The organism is Nocardia sp. NPDC005745 (assembly GCF_040630775.1).
In the GTDB taxonomy this organism is placed as follows: domain Bacteria; phylum Actinomycetota; class Actinomycetes; order Mycobacteriales; family Mycobacteriaceae; genus Nocardia.
On sequence record NZ_JBEXYF010000027.1, the window covers coordinates 1 to 16,536 of the forward strand.

Below are 16,536 nucleotides of genomic sequence, written 5' to 3' on the forward strand. Positions count from 1 at the left end.
CATCCAGCCCAGCCACCCACGCAGCCAGATCCTCATCGATCAACACAACGAAACAGACTACCGCCCAACATAACGAAGTGCGGCTGGAGTACTAGTGGCCGGTGCGTTCGTTTCGCGGCTGGCTCGTCTGAGGACGCGGACTCCCACCCACCTGACGTGACCCCGCTGGTTCGGTCCAAGTGGACCGAACACAGTTCCCTGTTGGCGGCGCGAGCGGCGAAGAGTTCTTGGTCGCGTTCTTCGAGCGGGGTCTTCTCGAGCTGCTTGTTGTGAGCGGTGAGCCGGGCGAGGCGGGAGTGGGCGTTGGCCAGATCAGCTTTCAGCGATGCCATCGTCACCACGGCCGCGATTCCGTGCTGTCGGTGGTTCGGTTCGGGCGCAGTGGATTTGAGCGAGCCGGTCTTGTGGTCGTTTCGGTGAGATGCACGACGTGTGGGGCGTCCGGAGAGGGCGAGTGAGATGTTGCGGTGCTGGGTGGTGTGGCGATGGAGGTCGGTTAGAACCGGTAGCGGAGTATGCGGGTGCCTTGCCGGGACAGTGCGGTGCTGTGGCTCATGAGCCGGGTGGCCGCGCGCAGAGGCTGGGGAAAGTCGGCGACTTCCGGGGCGCGGGTGAGTAATTGCTCCTCGACCGAGGTCAGGCCGGCGTTCCAGGTCTCGGGGTCGTGCGGGTCGTCGAAGCCCTGGGCGGCGGTGATGCCGATGGCCTTGATCGTCGGGTGGTACTTCATCGACCAGGCGGCGAAGCGGGTGTATCCGTTGATGGCGAGTTCGCCGGTGTCGAAGTGCGCGGTCAACTCCTGGGTCATCCGCTGGAAAGCGTCGCCGGGCAGGAACGGCAGCAGGCCCTCGGCGACGATCATGGCCGGCCGGTCGCGGGGCAGCGGGTCGAGCCAGCCCGGTGTGGTCAGATCGGCGCCGATGCGCAGGGACCGGTCCGGGAGGAACTGGGGCCGCAGGTCGACGATGTCGGGGAAGTCGACGTCGTACCAGTCGACGCCGGCGGGCGGGTCGCAGCGGAGGACGCGGGTGTCGAGTCCGCAGCCGAGGTCGAGCACGACGGCGTCAGGGTGGTCGGCGACGAATGTCCGGACCGCTTCGTCGAGTTTCTTGGCGCGCAGGGCGGTGCCGCAGACGAGGCTGGGTTTGAGCGCGAGCTTGGCGAAGTCGTGGTCGATCGCGTCGGCGATGCCGGCGGAGTGGGTGTCGCCGAGGATCGGGTGGGGAAGCTTGGTGTCCAGAGCCCTCGCGTAGAGGGTGAGCAGCAAGGTTTCCCGGAGCGGGTCCAGGTCCAGTCGCAAGCGTTGCACGGAAAGTCCTTATGTTGTCGGGGGATTGCGGGCGGCGATGTCGCGTAGCCAGGTCAGGGACTGCTGGGCGGCGCGGATACGTTCGGTGTGCGACCCGCTGCCGGCGAGTTTCATGCCCTCATCGGCGATGTCGCCGAAGGCGCCGAGGCTGTCGAGTTTGCGCTGGATCACCTTGTGCCAGGCGTCGTCCTCGATGCGGTAGTAGGTGGTGCGGTCACCTGGCACGCGAACCTTGCGGACCAGCCCGATGGCGGCGAGGAAACGCATGTTCGAGGTCAGCGAAGCGCGGCTGGCCTGGATCGCCTCGGCGATCTGGCCGGCGGAGCACTCGGGCGGGTCGCAGATCATCAGCAGGCCGAGGATACGCCCGGTGATCGGCGCGAGCGCCCATTCCTCCACGCAGAACGTGGCCACTCGCTCGACCCACCGCAGCACCTCGTCCTGGTTGTCCTGACTGGACATGGCGTCCTCCTCGCTGACTTGTCGGAGCCGTCACTGTGTCATGGCGGCAACCGACTCGCGGGTGGGCGTCGGGGTGACGGTGGCGAGCCGGGTCTGGCGCAGGTAGCGGTCGAACCAATCCACGGCCAGCGCCATCGCCTCGTCGAGGCCCGGACCGGTGTAGAGGCCGAGGACGTCGTAGGGCAGCACCTCCAGCCGTTTCGGCTCGCCGGCCCTGGCGAACGCGCTCTGTGCCTCCTCGAGCATGTGGTACGGATCCCACCCACCGTTGGCGACCATCAACAGCGGGGTGGGCGCCAGTCGGTGGATGAGATCCTCCGGCGCGAAGGTGAGCAGGTGCTCGGTGGAGTCGAGTGTCTTCTCGTTGCGGTAGCTGGGGAACATCTCCGCAGCCAGGTCCGGCGTGTCCCGCACGGTCTCCCCGTCCAGGCTCAGGTGCGGGACCCGGGCACTGGCCCCGCCCTCGTAGCGGCGCTGCCAGTCCTCGTCCAGCCGGTCCCGCAGCGCCTGCACACCGGCGCGGCCGACCAACCGCTCCAGGTACCGCCACCCGTTCCACACGCTGGGACTCTGCACCACAACACACTTCACGCGCCGGTCGAGCACCGCGGCCTGCACCGCGACCGAGCCACCGACGCTGACACCCCACAACCCGATCCGTGCCCTGTCCACCTCCGGTCGGCTCTGTAGGTAGGAGATCGCGCTGCGGAAGTCCTCCACCTGCCGCTGCGGATAGTCCTGGCCCCGAGGTTCGCCCTCGCTGGCACCGACCGTGCGGTAATCGATCGCCAGCACGGCGAACCCGGCGCGCACGAAGTGCGGCGCGAACACGGCCAGCGCCTCCTTGACCATCACCCCGCTGTGCCCCAGCACCAGACCGGGAACCGGGGCGTCCGCCTCCGGCAGATACAGATCACCGGCGCACGAAGTGCCGAGACTGTTGAACATCACCTGCTCAGGACGCGGAGTCATCGCCGCCACCTTTCATGCAAATTGCAGCTAGTCATTTCAGTCTTGACTGAAATGACTAGCTACGGCAACCCCGAGATTTCTTTAGTCACACTCGCCGAGGCGATCACACCCCCCGCAGGCGTCCGCGGCCTCGCTGCCCACACGTCGCGATCCGGCGCCCGGTCCGGGCGTACCGGAACGGGGCCGGCATCGGGCAAACGCCGGAACGGGTCAATTTCAGCTGCGGTGTAGCCCGCGCTTGTTCGGCCGTGGCCTCGCCGCGGAATCGGCCCAGGTGGGTGTGTCAGGTCCTGGCGTGTCGGCCACGCTTCGCTGACTGTCGGCTTCGGCGGCGGCTCTGGCATCGACGACCTCGCGTCGCGCGAAGGCGATGTCGCGTGCGCTGCGTACTGACAAGCGGCCGAGCGAACTCGCGGCGAAGAACAGGATCAGCGCACCGAGACCATAGAAGTACGTCAGTTGGAGCACGGCGCGTTTCAGGTCGGACGTGGCGACAGGTTCGCCGACATCCCCGATCCCCAGTGGCTTCGCCAGCAGCGGTCCGATCACGAACCACAAGCCCGCCGCCACTGCAAGCCACCCGCCGAAACTGGCCACGAGCCGATTGCGGCTTGCCAACATGAGCAAGCCGCCGATGATCGCGGCGACGCCGGGCAGTACTTGGAGCCACCCGCGCGCCGCGGTCCACACCCATGGCTCATCCGGGGTGAACGCGAAGTCGAAGTACGGGCCGAGGAATGGGATCAGCGCACCCCACACGGCCAAGAGCAACACCGCTAGCCCGCCGAGGGCTCCCCGGCTACGTGGAATTCGAAGCGGACGGCCGCCGCCTGCGTAAGCACTATCGTCGACGTCCCTCATGACGCCTCCATTCGTCGAAGTAGGTGCCAATACCGCCTACCCTTTGTCGACTGCGATACGCACGAACAGCGCAGGTGATCCCCTCTTCTCTCCTTCCGCTCGAGCCATTGCTGGCAGTGTGTCGGATCGCCATAACCGGCCGTGGTGGGGAACCGCAATGGCCGTCTAGGGGAACTTTCATTCAGTGGCCACCGACTTCGATCGCCAAATCGGGGCTTGTTGGTTGCGGCGGGTTGTGGGGCCGCTCGCGGAGGTCTGCTCTGCGATGGGCGCGATCCGAGTGATGACGCCGTCATCACCGAGCAGCGGATCCCTGCGTTCACCTGGTGATGACCGTGTCATCACCTGAGCTGGTATGGTCTGTCGTGAAATATAGTGACGCGTCGTGAAATGGCAGTCGAGCGACAGTGTTATGCGAGGATCGGCTCGCTGAACTGGTAAAACGCAGGGTGCGCTGGCGAGGTTCAAGTCCTCCTGAGCCCACTCCATCTTCTCTTCATTCGGTCGTCGACCATCCGAATCCCGCTGGCTCGGAAACGTGTGAAAACCACTCGAGTGGGCGCTTTTCCGTGAGCACTCGCCTTTCGTTGGCCGCCGGGCACCTACTCGGACCACGACCACTCAACACCATCACGTCCGGGAAGCCCGCCGCGCGGGGTACGGGATTGCATTCACCGAACCGTGGAACGACAAAGGCTCATGCTCTTTGCGAGCATGAGCCTTCGAGGAGTGGAGCCTAGGGGAATCGAACCCCTAACCCCTGCCTTGCAAAGGCAGTGCTCTGCCAATTGAGCTAAGGCCCCGCAGCTGTCACCGCTTGCGCGTACAGACGCCTCGAAACGGTACCTTCTTCCCGCTGAGATGGTCAAAACGGCAGGTTGTCGCGTCGAGGTGAACGCCGATTGCGGCGATGTCGCTGTCCGGCCCGGTATGGACATTTAGGGTTGACCGCAGCGTCACGATCCGGTTCTTCGATGTGTTGTCGGTTGCTCGATGAGAGGACCCGCATGTCTCGGTATCTGTTCGCCCTCGCCCGCACGGTCGCTCGGTTGCGCTGGTGGGTGCTGGCGGTGTGGCTGGTGCTGCTCGCCTGCGCGATCGGGTTCGCCGCGGTGAGCGGCGGCAAAACCACGGACAACTTCACCATTCCGAACACCGAGTCGCAGGATGCTGTTTCGCTGCTGAAGCAGCGGATGCCGGCCTACAGCGGCGCGCAGATGCAGGTGGTGTTCGCGACCCCGGGCTTGGCCGAGGTCACCGACTCGCAGGTGAGCGCGCAGATCCAGCAGGTCATGGCCGGATTGCGCGGGCTGTCGCAGGTGTCCACCGTGGTCGACCCGTTCGAGGCGAAGGCGATCTCACCCGATCAGCGCGTTGCCTTGGGCAGCGTCCAGTTCTCGGTGCCGGTGGGGGAGGTGACCGAGCAGACATTGGATGAGGTCGACCGCCTCGCCGCGCCCGCCCGCGAGGCGGGGCTCGAGGTGGAGTTCTCCGGAGCGGTGTACCCGGGCTTCACCGCTGAGGTGCCCGAGACGCCCGAGATCCTCGGCATCGCCGCGGCCTTCGTCATCCTGCTGATCACGTTCGGGGCGGTGGTCGCCGCGGGGCTGCCCATCGTCACGGCATTGGTCGGCGTAGCGATCGGTCTGACCGGAATCCTCGGTGTGGCCGCGTTCGTCGACGTGCCCGCGGCGGCGACTTCCCTGGCATTGATGCTGGGATTGTCGTGCGGAATCGACTACGCGCTGTTCATCCTGTCCCGGCATCGGCACAATATCGTGCTGGGTCTGGCAGCGGAGGAGTCGATACCCCTGGCTGTCGGCACGGCGGGCAGTTCGGTCGTGTTCGCCGCGGTGACGGTGATCATCGCGTTGTGCGGGCTGGCGGTCGCCGGTATCCCGTTCCTCACGGTCATGGGGTTGACCGCGGCGGGCGCCGTGCTGGTGGCGATGCTGGTGGCCCTGACACTGCTGCCCGCGCTACTCGGGTTCGCAGGCGATACGGTCGCGCGCTTCGTCTCGCCGCCGCTGCGTCCCGGACGCGCCGAAGAGGTGGCGCGGATCGCGGCGTACGAACCGGAGCGCACGATGGGGCACAGCTGGGGCCGGTTCGTCACGCGCTACCGGCTGCCTTTGCTCGTGCTCGGTATCGCGACGCTGATCGTCTTGGCGATCCCGGTCACCCGGATCCATCTCGGGTTGCCGAGCGGGGAGTCGCAGCCGGAATCGAGCACAGCGCACAAGGCTTATGACCTGGTCAGCCATTCGTTCGGTCCGGGTTTCAACGGACCGCTGCTGATGGTGACCGATCTGTCCAGAGCCACCACCCCGGACGCCGCCCAGACGTTGACGGACAGGTTGCGCGCCGAACCCGATGTCGCCGCGGTTCAGCCCGCGGGCAGCGGCGACGGCCTGGTGCTCATCCAGGTCGTGCCGACCACCGGGCCGGACGACGAGGCGACCGCGCAGCTGGTCACCCGGCTGCGCGACAACCGCGACCGGATCGAGGCGAACACGGGCGCCACCTTTCTGATCGGTGGAACGACCGCCGCGAACATCGACACGTCCAACCGGCTGGCCGAGGCGCTGCCGATTTTTCTCCTGGTCGTCGTCGGCTTGGCGCTGTTGCTGCTGACGATCGCCTTCCGCACCGTGCTGGTGCCGTTGTCCTCGATCGTCGGTTTCATCCTGTCGGTCTTCGCGGCACTGGGCGTCCAGGTCGCGGTGTTCCAGTGGGGATGGGGAGCGGAGTTCTTCGGTGTGACGAAGGCGCAGACGCTGAGTTTTCTGCCGATCATCATCCTGGCGATCATCTTCGGGCTTTCCAGCGACTACCAGATCTTCGTCGTCTCCCGGATCAAAGAGGAATACAGCCGCACGGGTGACGCGACCGGGTCGGTGCAGAACGGGGTGGCGCACTCGGCACGGGTGGTGAGCGCGGCGGCGCTGATCATGTTCGCCGTCTTCGTGGCGTTCACCTGGGTCGACAACCCGGTGGTCAAGCCGCTGGCCCTCACGCTGGCGATCGGCGTGCTCCTCGATGCCTTCGTCGTGCGGCTGACGTTGGTGCCCGCGGTCATGGCCCTGATCGGCGAGCGCATGTGGTACCACCCGCGCTGGTTCGGACGTTATGTCCCCGATCTCGATATCGAGGGCACCGAACTGGACAAGGAGTTCGCCATGAGCGCCGTCCGGGGCAACAGCGGGTGACGCCTGCCGGTGCTCCGGGGGCCTAGTCGAGGGACGGCAGCGGACGCGAGCAGATCTCGTGCGCCTCGTCGGCGGGGATACCGAACATGCGCAGCAGGTTCTCGGTGACCTGATCGGTGGCGGCCGCGTCGTCGCGCTCGGGGTGATCGTGCAGCAGTTGGCCGAGGCACAGCGCCGCCCCGGACACGATCGTCATGGCCAACTCCGCGTCAGGCGCCTGGAACCGGCCGCTGCGAGCCGCGGCCTCGATATCACGCCGAGCGCGGGGTGCGAGTCCCTTGTCGGAGGCGGTGAGCGCGAGGCCGGTGTTGAGCAACACCTTGCTCAGGGTTGGCAGTCTGCGGTGCATACGGCCGGTCAGCCGGAAGCTCTGCGCGAAGACTTCGGCGGGGTCGTCCATGCCCTCGGTCAAGTGGTCGAGTACCGCGCCGTGCTTCTCGAGCGCTTCCTCCACCGCCGCCTGGAACAGGTCCTCCCGGCTCTGGAAGTGGTTGTAGAACGACCCCATGCCGACATCCGCGGCCTGGGTGATCTCCAGGATCGGCGCGTTCGGCTTCCCGGTCGCGATGAACGTCTGGGCCGCCGTCACGAGGGCGGCTCGGGTGCGGGCCTTACGGCGCTCCAGGCGGTTGGGTTCCACCTCGGTCCGATCGGTCATGCCCGCTCCTCTCCCTGTCGGCGCCCAACCATGGTAGCGCTGCGGTTCAATGATGACGAATTCCTCAGTAAGGCCTTGACTGAAAATCGCGTCGTATGTGACGATATCGTCAGTCAAGGAAAGGGAGTGGTCGCTGATGGACCGTCACGACCCACACACCGGATTGCACAGCGAGAACGGCGCGGTAGCGGGCGAACATCCGGGGCGGGCGCGCGAACCGATCGTGAAAGTGCACGATCTGGCGTGGCTCGAATTCGAGAAGCCGGACCTGGAGCGCGCCGAGGTCTTCGCGCACGCGTTCGGTTTCGCCACCTCGTTCCGCGCAGGGGACGAGCTGTACTTACGAGGCGCGGATCCGCAGGCGCCGTGCGTGCTGATCCGCCGAGGCGTGCGCTCGCGGTTCGTCGGCCCGGCCTTTCGTGCGGCGGACACCGCAGACCTGCTCCGACTGGCCGAGGCCACAGGCCGCACGGTGGCGCCCCTGCCCGAGACCCTGGGCGGGTCGACCGTCGAGCTGACCGATCCGAGCGGATTACGGGTGCGGGTAGTCGCCGACACCGACGAGCTCGCCGCTCTGCCCGCCCAGCAGCCGCATACGTTCAACTTCGGGCATGAAGTGGCGCGGGTCAATCGGACGCAGCGGCCACCCCGGGTGCCCGCGCGGGTTCAGCGTCTGGGGCATGTGGTGGTGCAGACCACCAGGTATCTCGAAACGCTCGATTGGTACCTGGGGCACTTGGGGCTGATCGTCAGTGACTTCCACTACTACCCGGGGCAACGCGAGCGCGGCCCGGTGATGAGCTTCATCCGCTGTGATCGCGGCCGGACGCCCACGGACCATCACACGCTGGCACTGGTGCTCGGCCCGGCGAACCGGTACGTGCACTCCGCTTACCAAGTCGCCGATCTGGATGCCATGGCCGCGGGCGGGGAGTACCTGCGTGATCACGGTTACTACCGGTCGTGGGGGATCGGCAGGCACATCAAGGGCAGCCAGATCTTCGACTACTGGCGCGACCCGGACGGACTCCTCGTCGAGCATTTCAGTGACGGCGACATGTTCGACTGCACGGTGGAACCCGGCTGGGCGCCGTTCACCGCATCCGGGCTGGCGCAGTGGGGGCCGCCTGCCAGCAAAGACTTCCTCGGCCTCAAACCGAGCCGGGAAACCCTCCGCGAGCTGCGCACGATGGTCGACGCGCTGCGCGAGGACAACGAATTCGATCTCCGTCGCCTGCGCGGCCTGTTGAAAGTAGCCGGTTCATGAGCATTTCCGTTCTTCGCACCGCCGACGCCTGGTGGGTGGTCACACCCGCGGGCGCGGCCGAGGTCGACACCACGGCGACCACCACCGGGCAACTGCTGGCGGATCGGCAGGCGATCCGCGCGGCGTCCACGAGCAGCGAGGTCGTGCCGGTCGAGAGCCTGGCGCCGGTCTCACCGGTGACGGCGCCGTGTCGGGTGGTCGCCCAGATGACCAACTTCGCCTCGCACGTCCGGGATTCCGGCGGTGATCCGGCGACGGTGCCGCTGACGTTCTTCCGCAAGGCCTCGGGGTCGATCAGCGGCCCGCACGACGACGTCATCCGGCCCGCGCATGTGCGGCTGCTGGATTACGAGGTGGAGATCGGCCTCGTGTTCGGTCGCGCCATGCCGGTCGGATCCGAGATCACGAGCGACAACCTGGCCGACTACATCGCCGGTCTCGTGGTCACCAACGACATCTCCGCCCGCGACGTCCAGTTGCCGAAAACCCAGTTCTACGAGGCGAAATCGTATCCGACGTTCACCCCCGTGGGACCTGTGCTCATGCTGCTGGAAGACGACGAGCTGAAACGGTTCACCGATCTGCGGCTGCGGTTGTGGGTCAACGGCGGCCTCCGTCAGGACATGACCGTCGCCGACATGATCTACCGGCCGTTGGTGACCCTGCGGGCATTGACCGGTTTCCAGCGCATGGACGCAGGCGACCTGCTGCTCACCGGAACCCCCGTCGGCACGGCGATCAGCGCCCCGCCCAAACCGGTCGAGATCATCGGCTCGCTGCTCCCGCCCGCGGTCAAGTGGAAGATGTTCTTCAAAAGCCAGGCCAAGAACCCGAAGTATCTGCACGACGGCGACGTCGTCGAGGCCGCGATATCCACCGACGACGGCGCCATCGATCTGGGCCGCCAGCGCACCACGGTGAGGTACCGGTGACCGGGGACCTGCGGTGGCCGCCGCGCGCTGACGCAACCCGCCGGGATCTTCTCGACGCCCTCGACGAGCCGGCCGGAGTGGGGAGTATCGCGGTCACCGTCGACGACGGCGCGAAAGGCGCCACTGTCGAGCTGGACCACACCGGCAGCGAAAGCATCGTCGCGGTGATTCCGGGTCGGTACGCGCTCGCGTGGAAGCGTGGGGTGCTCCGATGAGCGTCGCATCGGTCCTGCTCGCCGCGGTGCTGGCGGTGTTCTTCGCGGCGATCGGTGTGGCGAAGATACTGGCCGTACCGTCGATGCGGGAACGGGCCACGCACACCGGATACTCCGTCGCCGCCTACCGGGGGATCGGCTTCGCGGAGGCCGCGGGCGCCCTCGGGCTCCTGCTCGGCATCGGCTGGTGGCAGCTCGGCCTCGCGGCGGGGATCGGCGTTGTGCTGTTGCTGGTCGGCGCCGTCGTCGTCCACGTGCGCATCGGCGACGGCGTCCGCGAGTTCGCCCCGGCGATCGTGGGCGGCCTCGTCGCCGTCGTGTATCTCGTGACGCTGCTGGGGGCCGCCCGGTGAACGTTCCGGTCGTGATCGTCGGCGCCGGACCCACCGGGCTCACCGCGGCCCTACTGCTCGCCCGATACGGTGTCGAGTCGCTGGTCCTGGAACGGTGGGAGGGCATCTATCCGCAACCGCGCGCGGTGCACTTGGACGGTGAAATCCGCAGGCTCCTGGGAAGGTTGGGCGTCGGAGACGAATTCGACGCCATATCCCGGCCTGCGCTCGGCCTGCGGCTGCTCGACCGGGATCTGCGGGTGCTGGCAGAATTCCGCCGCGATCCGGCCTGCGGCCGCAACGGGTACCCGGACGCGAACATGTTCGACCAACCGGAGCTGGAGGCGATTCTGCGTACCGCGGCGCAGCGCCATGAGGGAGTGACTGTTCGGGGTGATGCCGAAGTCACCGCGGTGACCCAGGAGATGCGCGGCGCCCGGGTCGACTTCACCGACCGGACCACCGGCGCGGCGGAGTCGGTCCATGCGCGGTACGTCCTGGGTTGCGACGGGGCGAACAGCCTGGTTCGCGCGTCGATCGGCGCCGAGATGCGTGAGCTGAACTTCGAGCAACGGTGGCTGGTCGTCGACGTGGCCACCACGGCCGACCTCGGGGCGTGGGAAGGCGTGCATCAGGTCTGCGATCCCTTCCGCGCCGCGACCTACATGCGCATCGGAACGACACGGTATCGATGGGAGTTCCGCCTGCGTCCCGGTGAGGCAGCGGCCGACTACGAGGACATCGGCCGGGTTCACGAGCTGATCCGCCCCTGGACCGGCGATATTCCGGTGGAGGAAGTCCAGTTGCTCCGGGTAGCCGAGTACACCTTCCGCGCGCAGCTCGCCGACCGCTGGCGGGCGGGCCGGGTCTTCCTGCTGGGCGACGCCGCCCATCTCACCCCACCGTTCATCGGCCAGGGCATGGGCGCGGGCCTGCGGGACGCGGCCAACCTTACCTGGAAGCTCGCGGGCGTGCTCGCCGGAGACCTTCCCGAACAGGTGCTGAACTCTTACCAGATCGAACGAAAACCACACGCGCGAAACATGATTCGGCTGGCGAAGATCACCGGCATGGCGATGACCGAGGGCGGTGAACTCGGCAACCTGCTGCGCCGTCTCCTGGCCCCGCGCTTGCGTCGACTACCCGGTTTCCACGCGCTGGTGACCAGCGGCGAGACCCCGCCGCTACGCCGGTCCGGGCTGGTCGCGCGTCCTCGCCTGGGTGGCGGCCGGTCGGGCCATCTGGTGCCCAACGCGGTCCTAGAGGACGGTCGTCGCTACGACGACGTCATCGGGGGCCGGTACGCGATCGTCACCGCGGTTCAGCCGACCTCGGCGGACCGCGCACTGGTCGGCGAACGCGGGGGGGTGCTGGTGATAGCAGCCCCGGGGACCGATCTGCGGAGGTGGCTGCGGCGGGCAGGTGCTCGTGCGGTTCTCGTCCGTCCGGACGGCGCCGTGCAGCGCTCCGCCCGGGACCTGCCGGGACTCTGCGCAGCCATGCCCCGATTCGGTTCGCGCGCTCGCGAGGATCGCGCCGACGGCTCGAGCACTCCTGGGCCCGCTTCCGGCAGCGCAGTAGGGTGGAAACCATGAAACTTCTCCTCACCGCCGGTGTCGCGCTTCTGGTTCTCTTCGGCATCTCCAAGCTGCGCCGGCGCAGCGACGCGGACATGTGGCACGAGGTGACCAGCCGCTGAACCCCAGGGGCCTTAGCTCAATTGGCAGAGCACTGCCTTTGCAAGGCAGGGGTTAGGGGTTCGATTCCCCTAGGCTCCACGAACACGCAGTTCAAAGCTCGTTCCGCACGGTCGGAGGCGGGAGTTGGTCGTCGGACCCCGCGGGGGTGTCGCGAGGGGCCCGATGAACTTCCCACAGGGAGTCGGCTGCATCTCCGACCGAAGAATCCACCTCGACGCCGACACTGGAGACCTCCTCGCGAGAGCGCCATGTCTGGGTCATCACGTCACCTTTCGCGGCGTACACGTCACGATCGATGTTCGTCCGGCTGTGCAGGTGTCCGGACATCGATGCCGCTGCGGAACCGCCGGGTCGAGCCGGGCTGCAAGACAGCAGGACCAACGGCCCCGCTCTCGTGTCCAGCGCTTGCGCCAGATGTTTGTTGGCGGCCAGCAACTCCGCGTATGTCGCTCCATCGATCTGCACCGGTTTCGATCCCCAACGCCCCGTCTTGATCGAGACATGGAACGTGCGGGCGTCGGCGTGCGCATGGGCGTAGACGGGGTCGGTGTCCGCCCACGGCGCCGCGCGCCGGCGGCCGAAGACCCACGTGGGCTTCTTCGCCTCCGGATCCTCCTTCCAGAAGGCATAGTGCACGTGATCGCTGGACCTGAATTTCGCACGCGCCCATAGCTTCTTGCTCCCGACATCGCCCCTTCTCGAAGGAAAGGAAACGCCTATGACGTTTCCCCGCGAATCGGTCAGGGGAACGGTGATGACGTCGTCGGCCTGGAAGCGGACGAACTGTCCTGAACGAAGATCCTCACCGACCATGCGCCGGGCCACAGGTTGTGTGTCCGAATGCCGGAAGGGAAGTGCGCCTTCCGCATCGGCGTGTTCGAGGCGCACAGCCGTCCCCCGCAGATGAGCGCCGGTGGTTGTGAGGCGGCCTGCCACCGCTCGTGCCGCGTTCCCGACAGCTGTATCCAGACGCCCGACCATCCGGGCGAATACGGGTAACACGGGGCGCGCTCACTGATTTCTGCCGGCGTTCCGCAATACCTCCGTCGCGAGACGGAATGGGGCCGGCCCTCCGGGATTGAGCAGGATATCGAGTCCCGAGGGAACCACCGAGGGAAGTTCGCTCCCGAGTACCGGCCACCAGCGGTTGGGCCCCACGTCCACCTTCTGTGCTTCCGCGGTGGCTACGAGCACACACCGAACACCGTCCGGCGCGGTGTCCACAATCGGTTTGTCCTGTTCATCGCACACTATCTCGACCACCGAGTTGCGGATCAGAGCCAGCAGTTCCTCGCCGACCGGATTGCCCGCGGCGATCGAGCGCAGCAGCGCATCCGTGGGGTCGGTCGGTGTCGCTTCGTCACCGGGGAGATATGCCGGATTCGGTTGAAAGGGACCGGCTTTGCCGTCCTCGTCCATCATCCAGCCGCCGATGACGGCTTCTGTGGGCGGTTCGGACCAGGGGCTGGCCCGCTTCCACCCGCGATCGAGTAACAATAGCCAGTCGTCACGCCGGATCGTCACCGGTTGCGGCTCCATCACAAACTGCCCTTCTCGACACGGTCCCTCATCGAACCGCGAGAGTCTTCGCGGTAATCATCGGTCCGGCACAGTCCGGGCTAACCTCGAATATTCCCAACATGGGGAAGTTCTGCTGGGTACGGTGGTGTCATCGTGACGCGGAAGGCGCGACGGCGTAAGACGGTTTTCCTGCCGGTCCTCACTTCGGCGGCACGATGGATTCGTCGGCCGATCCAACGACGGTTTTTGTGTCCAATTGGACACAGAGCAGTGGCGGCACAGCCGCAACAACAGGGCGCAATCGGACGGTATTCGCCGGTTCTGTGCCAGACTGGCCCCGCACAGTAATGCACTCCTCACCCTCGGAGGACCGTCTATGACGAATTCTGTTGCGCCACTCGAATTGCCCGAACCTCTGGTTATCACGCTGGGGAATCTCAAGGGCGGTGTCGGTAAAACGACATCAGCGTTCTTCTTGGCGAGCTACTTCGCTTCGGTTCACGAACGTCGGGTGCTGGTGATCGATGCCGACCCGCTCAGCCAAACCGGGTACTCCTGGTACCGGCGCCTGGTCAAAGGGGGCATCGAGGTGCCGTTCGACCTGGTCGCTTTCCCCTCACGGCACGTCAACGACTGCATCACCGACAACGCCGCGGATTTCGACGTCATCATCGTGGATGCCGGGGGTGAGTCGGCCGAGATCTTCAAGGCCGCGATTCCCGAGAGCGATGAACTGTTGCTGCTGACGAGTGTCAGCCCGTCCGAGGTGAAACGAGTCCCGAGCACCTTCAAAGCCGCCGAGGAAGCAGCGGCCGACAGCAACCGGGAAATACGGGTGCGGGTGCTGATGACAAAAGTGCCGGTGATCATGAAGAAAGGTGTGAATGCCTCGACCGAATACCGTGCGCAGCGGGGATACCTGGAGAGCGCGGGCTACGACGTCTTCGGTTCCTATTTGAGCGCGTGGAAATGGTATCGAGAAGCGGCCGACGGGGAGGTCGGGGAGGGCGCGGAGAACCCGATCGAGGATCTCGGCGAATACCGGCAGGTGGGCGACGAGCTGGTGAACGCGTACCGGGCACTATTGGAGGTGCCGGCCTGATGCCTCCACAACGCAGGAAGGGTTCGATCGGCGGCGCCAATCCGCTGTCCGACACCGCGGAGCACACCCCGCCCGTCTCACCGCTGCGTGATGCCGAATGGCGGCGGCCGAAGCCGGCCGTGAGCCCGAATGTCTTGACCATGCCGGTGCCCGACGCGGGTAACGGCCCGCTGAGCGACCGCGAGCGCGCGCAGTTGACGGTGTGCGAGTCATCGATCGACACGCTGCGCATCGCGTTCTGGGCGGCCGGGCGCGCTCTGCAGATCGTGCGCGACGGCCGACTGTACCGGGACAGCCACGAGACGTTCGACGAGTACGTGGAACAGCGGTGGGACATGCAGCGTTCCTACGCCCACAAGCTCATTCGCGCTTGGCCGCTGGCCGCGCGGCTGCATCCGATCGCGCCCGCGATCAACGAGGGGCAGGTGCGTGAACTGCTGCCGGTGGCGGCCGAATACGGCGAAGACGCCGCGGTCACCGTGTACACCACCGTGGCGGCGGGCGCCGACGTGAAGGTCACCGCGGGAAAGCTCCGGCAAGCGGTGGCGCTCCTGCCGGAACGCTATGACGAAGACGTGGTGATCGAGCGTCTTCAGGCGTGGCTGCGCGGTGAACTGGCGGGCGGCGAGAACGACCGTGCGGCCGACATCTTCACCGCCATGGAATCCCGGCTCGCCGCGCTGACCAAGCGCGTCGTCAGAGGGTCCAACGACGACCCGCGCGCGGCCCGCGAGTTCGCGGCGAGGCTCCGCACGATCGCCAGACAGATCGAGGAACAGATCACCGCGTGAATTACGAATGGACGACGCGCCCCGCAGCGGAACCGTTTCCGGGCGGGGCGCAGTGTCTCCGGGTGAATACATTTCGGTGTCGTGGAATTCATATCGCAGAACCACACGGCGAAACGAGTTATTATTTCGTTACGAAATCAAAGGCGCGTCGTGCTTTACAAGGTGCGATATATGCCGAAAGGTGAACGCTCGGATCGGATCCCCTGGACTGACGAATCACCGTGATGGTTTTCGAATCAATTCGAAGTCTTTGGTGACGTCCCACGCGCCGGGAACCACGGCGTCGTACGGCCCACCGAAGGCAAGCGATATGAGCATCGGAGGACCGCATCATGGCATCATCGACCGACGTCCGATATATCCGCTACCTGCGGCGTGCCGTCTTCTGGGCACTCACCGCGGGAGCGGCCGCCCTGCTGGGCATGTTGTTCAACGCCGCGGAGGCATCGGCTCAGCCGCTGACCATCCCGGGCGTAGGAACATTCGAGGTTTCCGACGAAATACCGCTTCCCGACGCACCGGAAAAGTTGTTTCGGAACAACGCTATCCTTCCGGTCACGGAAGCTCCTGTAACGGCTGGAATCCCGGAGATCGAGGCCGCCGCCGCTACTCCCATCTCGCACATCGAAATCGCACCGGCCACGCTCGGCCCGGCGGTCGAGTCCCCGGTCTCCGTCGTCGTCCCTGCGATCGAACTGCCGGTGCCGACGATCATTCCGGCGATCGAGATTCCGCTCCTCGGCGCACTCCCGGAGATCGAACTCCCGTTCCTCGCCGAGTTCCCGGACATCATGCCGAGGGCACCCACCCCGCCCGCGGCGGTGATACCGCAGAAGAGTGCCGGAGAGATGGCAGTCGACGCGGCACGAACCAAACTCGGTTCCGATTACAGCTATGGCGCGGTCGGCCCCGATTCCTTCGATTGCTCCGGTTTGGTGCAGTGGTCGTACGAGCAGGCCGGCGTGGAGTTGCCGCGCACCAGTTACGACCAGCTCGCCACCGGAACGCCGGTGCCGCTCGACGATCTGCAGCCAGGCGACGTGGTGTCGTTCTACGGCGGAAGCCACTCCGCCCTCTACGCGGGGGACGGCAAAGTCATCCACGCATCGACCTACGGCATCGGGGTGACCACTTCCCCGCTCTCCTCGATGCCGGTGTCCGGCGCCCGCCGATTCTGACTTCCTCTGGTGAATCCACACCGGCAG

General features: G+C 66.4%; 16 protein-coding genes and 2 tRNA genes. 10 read left to right on the forward strand and 8 right to left on the reverse strand.

The window, feature by feature from the left end:
- Positions 1 to 496: 496 nt before the first annotated feature.
- The 5 genes from ABZ420_RS25285 to ABZ420_RS25305 all read right to left on the reverse strand — a co-directional run bounded on the left by ABZ420_RS25285 (position 497) and on the right by ABZ420_RS25305 (position 4,407).
- The gene (locus ABZ420_RS25285; protein WP_357127305.1) at positions 497 to 1,309 is read right to left on the reverse strand and encodes a class I SAM-dependent methyltransferase; all 813 of its coding nucleotides are present in this window, start codon (positions 1,307 to 1,309) and stop codon (positions 497 to 499) included.
- 9 nt (positions 1,310 to 1,318) lie between these two features.
- On the reverse strand, positions 1,319 to 1,771 hold the full coding sequence (locus tag ABZ420_RS25290) for a hypothetical protein (RefSeq protein WP_357127308.1): 453 nt from the start codon (positions 1,769 to 1,771) through the stop codon (positions 1,319 to 1,321).
- 30 nt (positions 1,772 to 1,801) lie between these two features.
- The gene (locus tag ABZ420_RS25295; RefSeq protein WP_357127311.1) at positions 1,802 to 2,743 is read right to left on the reverse strand and encodes an alpha/beta fold hydrolase; all 942 of its coding nucleotides are present in this window, start codon (positions 2,741 to 2,743) and stop codon (positions 1,802 to 1,804) included.
- A 216-nt stretch (positions 2,744 to 2,959) separates the two neighbouring features.
- Entirely contained in the window at positions 2,960 to 3,604 is a 645-nt protein-coding gene (locus ABZ420_RS25300; protein ID WP_357127314.1) for a hypothetical protein, read from the reverse strand.
- A gap of 730 nt (positions 3,605 to 4,334) precedes the next feature.
- A tRNA-Ala gene (locus ABZ420_RS25305) sits at positions 4,335 to 4,407 on the reverse strand.
- Between the two features lie 204 nt (positions 4,408 to 4,611).
- On the opposite strand from ABZ420_RS25305, the gene ABZ420_RS25310 reads away from it, so the two are divergent.
- On the forward strand, positions 4,612 to 6,813 hold the full coding sequence (locus ABZ420_RS25310; protein WP_357127317.1) for an MMPL family transporter: 2,202 nt from the start codon (positions 4,612 to 4,614) through the stop codon (positions 6,811 to 6,813).
- 22 nt (positions 6,814 to 6,835) lie between these two features.
- Here the strand turns inward: ABZ420_RS25310 and ABZ420_RS25315 are convergent, their stop codons facing one another.
- The gene (locus ABZ420_RS25315) at positions 6,836 to 7,471 is read right to left on the reverse strand and encodes a TetR/AcrR family transcriptional regulator (protein ID WP_357127320.1); all 636 of its coding nucleotides are present in this window, start codon (positions 7,469 to 7,471) and stop codon (positions 6,836 to 6,838) included.
- 133 nt (positions 7,472 to 7,604) lie between these two features.
- Here ABZ420_RS25315 and ABZ420_RS25320 point away from each other — a divergent pair, with 133 nt between their 5' ends.
- The 6 genes from ABZ420_RS25320 (at position 7,605) to ABZ420_RS25345 (ending at position 11,995) form a co-directional block, all read left to right on the forward strand.
- Positions 7,605 to 8,738, forward strand: a complete 1,134-nt coding sequence (locus tag ABZ420_RS25320; RefSeq protein ID WP_357127497.1) for a VOC family protein — start codon at positions 7,605 to 7,607, stop codon at positions 8,736 to 8,738.
- On the forward strand, positions 8,735 to 9,670 hold the full coding sequence (locus ABZ420_RS25325) for a fumarylacetoacetate hydrolase family protein (protein ID WP_357127323.1): 936 nt from the start codon (positions 8,735 to 8,737) through the stop codon (positions 9,668 to 9,670). Before ABZ420_RS25320 ends, ABZ420_RS25325 begins: the two co-directional genes overlap by 4 nt.
- Complete coding sequence (locus ABZ420_RS25330; RefSeq protein ID WP_357127326.1) at positions 9,667 to 9,885, forward strand: hypothetical protein; 219 nt, start codon at positions 9,667 to 9,669, stop codon at positions 9,883 to 9,885. Before ABZ420_RS25325 ends, ABZ420_RS25330 begins: the two co-directional genes overlap by 4 nt.
- Positions 9,882 to 10,238 (forward strand): DoxX family protein, encoded by a 357-nt coding sequence (locus ABZ420_RS25335; RefSeq protein WP_357127329.1) that lies wholly within the window; start codon positions 9,882 to 9,884, stop codon positions 10,236 to 10,238. Before ABZ420_RS25330 ends, ABZ420_RS25335 begins: the two co-directional genes overlap by 4 nt.
- A complete protein-coding gene (locus tag ABZ420_RS25340) occupies positions 10,235 to 11,812 on the forward strand; it encodes a bifunctional 3-(3-hydroxy-phenyl)propionate/3-hydroxycinnamic acid hydroxylase (RefSeq protein WP_357127332.1) in 1,578 nt (525 codons plus the stop codon). The genes ABZ420_RS25335 and ABZ420_RS25340 overlap by 4 nt, the downstream gene beginning before the upstream one ends.
- A gap of 110 nt (positions 11,813 to 11,922) precedes the next feature.
- Positions 11,923 to 11,995: transfer RNA gene (locus ABZ420_RS25345), tRNA-Ala, on the forward strand.
- Between the two features lie 12 nt (positions 11,996 to 12,007).
- Here the strand turns inward: ABZ420_RS25345 and ABZ420_RS25350 are convergent.
- Together ABZ420_RS25350 and ABZ420_RS25355 are read right to left on the reverse strand one after the other, a co-directional pair.
- On the reverse strand, positions 12,008 to 12,553 hold the full coding sequence (locus ABZ420_RS25350; RefSeq protein WP_357127335.1) for a hypothetical protein: 546 nt from the start codon (positions 12,551 to 12,553) through the stop codon (positions 12,008 to 12,010).
- Between the two features lie 375 nt (positions 12,554 to 12,928).
- Complete coding sequence (locus ABZ420_RS25355; RefSeq protein ID WP_357127338.1) at positions 12,929 to 13,441, reverse strand: type VII secretion system-associated protein; 513 nt, start codon at positions 13,439 to 13,441, stop codon at positions 12,929 to 12,931.
- 253 nt (positions 13,442 to 13,694) lie between these two features.
- Here ABZ420_RS25355 and ABZ420_RS25360 point away from each other — a divergent pair, with 253 nt between their 5' ends.
- From ABZ420_RS25360 to ABZ420_RS25370, 3 genes are all read left to right on the forward strand, one after another.
- Positions 13,695 to 14,540, forward strand: coding sequence for an AAA family ATPase (locus ABZ420_RS25360; protein ID WP_357127341.1), 846 nt, complete (start codon positions 13,695 to 13,697; stop codon positions 14,538 to 14,540).
- The gene (locus ABZ420_RS25365) at positions 14,540 to 15,331 is read left to right on the forward strand and encodes a hypothetical protein (protein ID WP_357127344.1); all 792 of its coding nucleotides are present in this window, start codon (positions 14,540 to 14,542) and stop codon (positions 15,329 to 15,331) included. The genes ABZ420_RS25360 and ABZ420_RS25365 overlap by 1 nt, the downstream gene beginning before the upstream one ends.
- 689 nt (positions 15,332 to 16,020) lie before the next feature.
- A complete protein-coding gene (locus ABZ420_RS25370; RefSeq protein ID WP_357127500.1) occupies positions 16,021 to 16,509 on the forward strand; it encodes a C40 family peptidase in 489 nt (162 codons plus the stop codon).
- Positions 16,510 to 16,536: the final 27 nt, after the last annotated feature.

Bases quoted from the DNA above. Each gene is read 5' to 3' on its own strand.
- ABZ420_RS25290 (WP_357127308.1), bottom strand. From the start codon at position 1,771: ATGTCCAGTCAGGACAACCAGGACGAGGTGCTGCGGTGGGTCGAGCGA.
- ABZ420_RS25295 (WP_357127311.1), bottom strand. From the start codon at position 2,743: ATGACTCCGCGTCCTGAGCAGGTGATGTTCAACAGTCTCGGCACTTCG.
- ABZ420_RS25300 (WP_357127314.1), bottom strand. From the start codon at position 3,604: ATGAGGGACGTCGACGATAGTGCTTACGCAGGCGGCGGCCGTCCGCTT.
- ABZ420_RS25310 (WP_357127317.1), top strand. From the start codon at position 4,612: ATGTCTCGGTATCTGTTCGCCCTCGCCCGCACGGTCGCTCGGTTGCGC.
- ABZ420_RS25315 (WP_357127320.1), bottom strand. From the start codon at position 7,471: ATGACCGATCGGACCGAGGTGGAACCCAACCGCCTGGAGCGCCGTAAG.
- ABZ420_RS25325 (WP_357127323.1), top strand. From the start codon at position 8,735: ATGAGCATTTCCGTTCTTCGCACCGCCGACGCCTGGTGGGTGGTCACA.
- ABZ420_RS25335 (WP_357127329.1), top strand. From the start codon at position 9,882: ATGAGCGTCGCATCGGTCCTGCTCGCCGCGGTGCTGGCGGTGTTCTTC.
- ABZ420_RS25365 (WP_357127344.1), top strand. From the start codon at position 14,540: ATGCCTCCACAACGCAGGAAGGGTTCGATCGGCGGCGCCAATCCGCTG.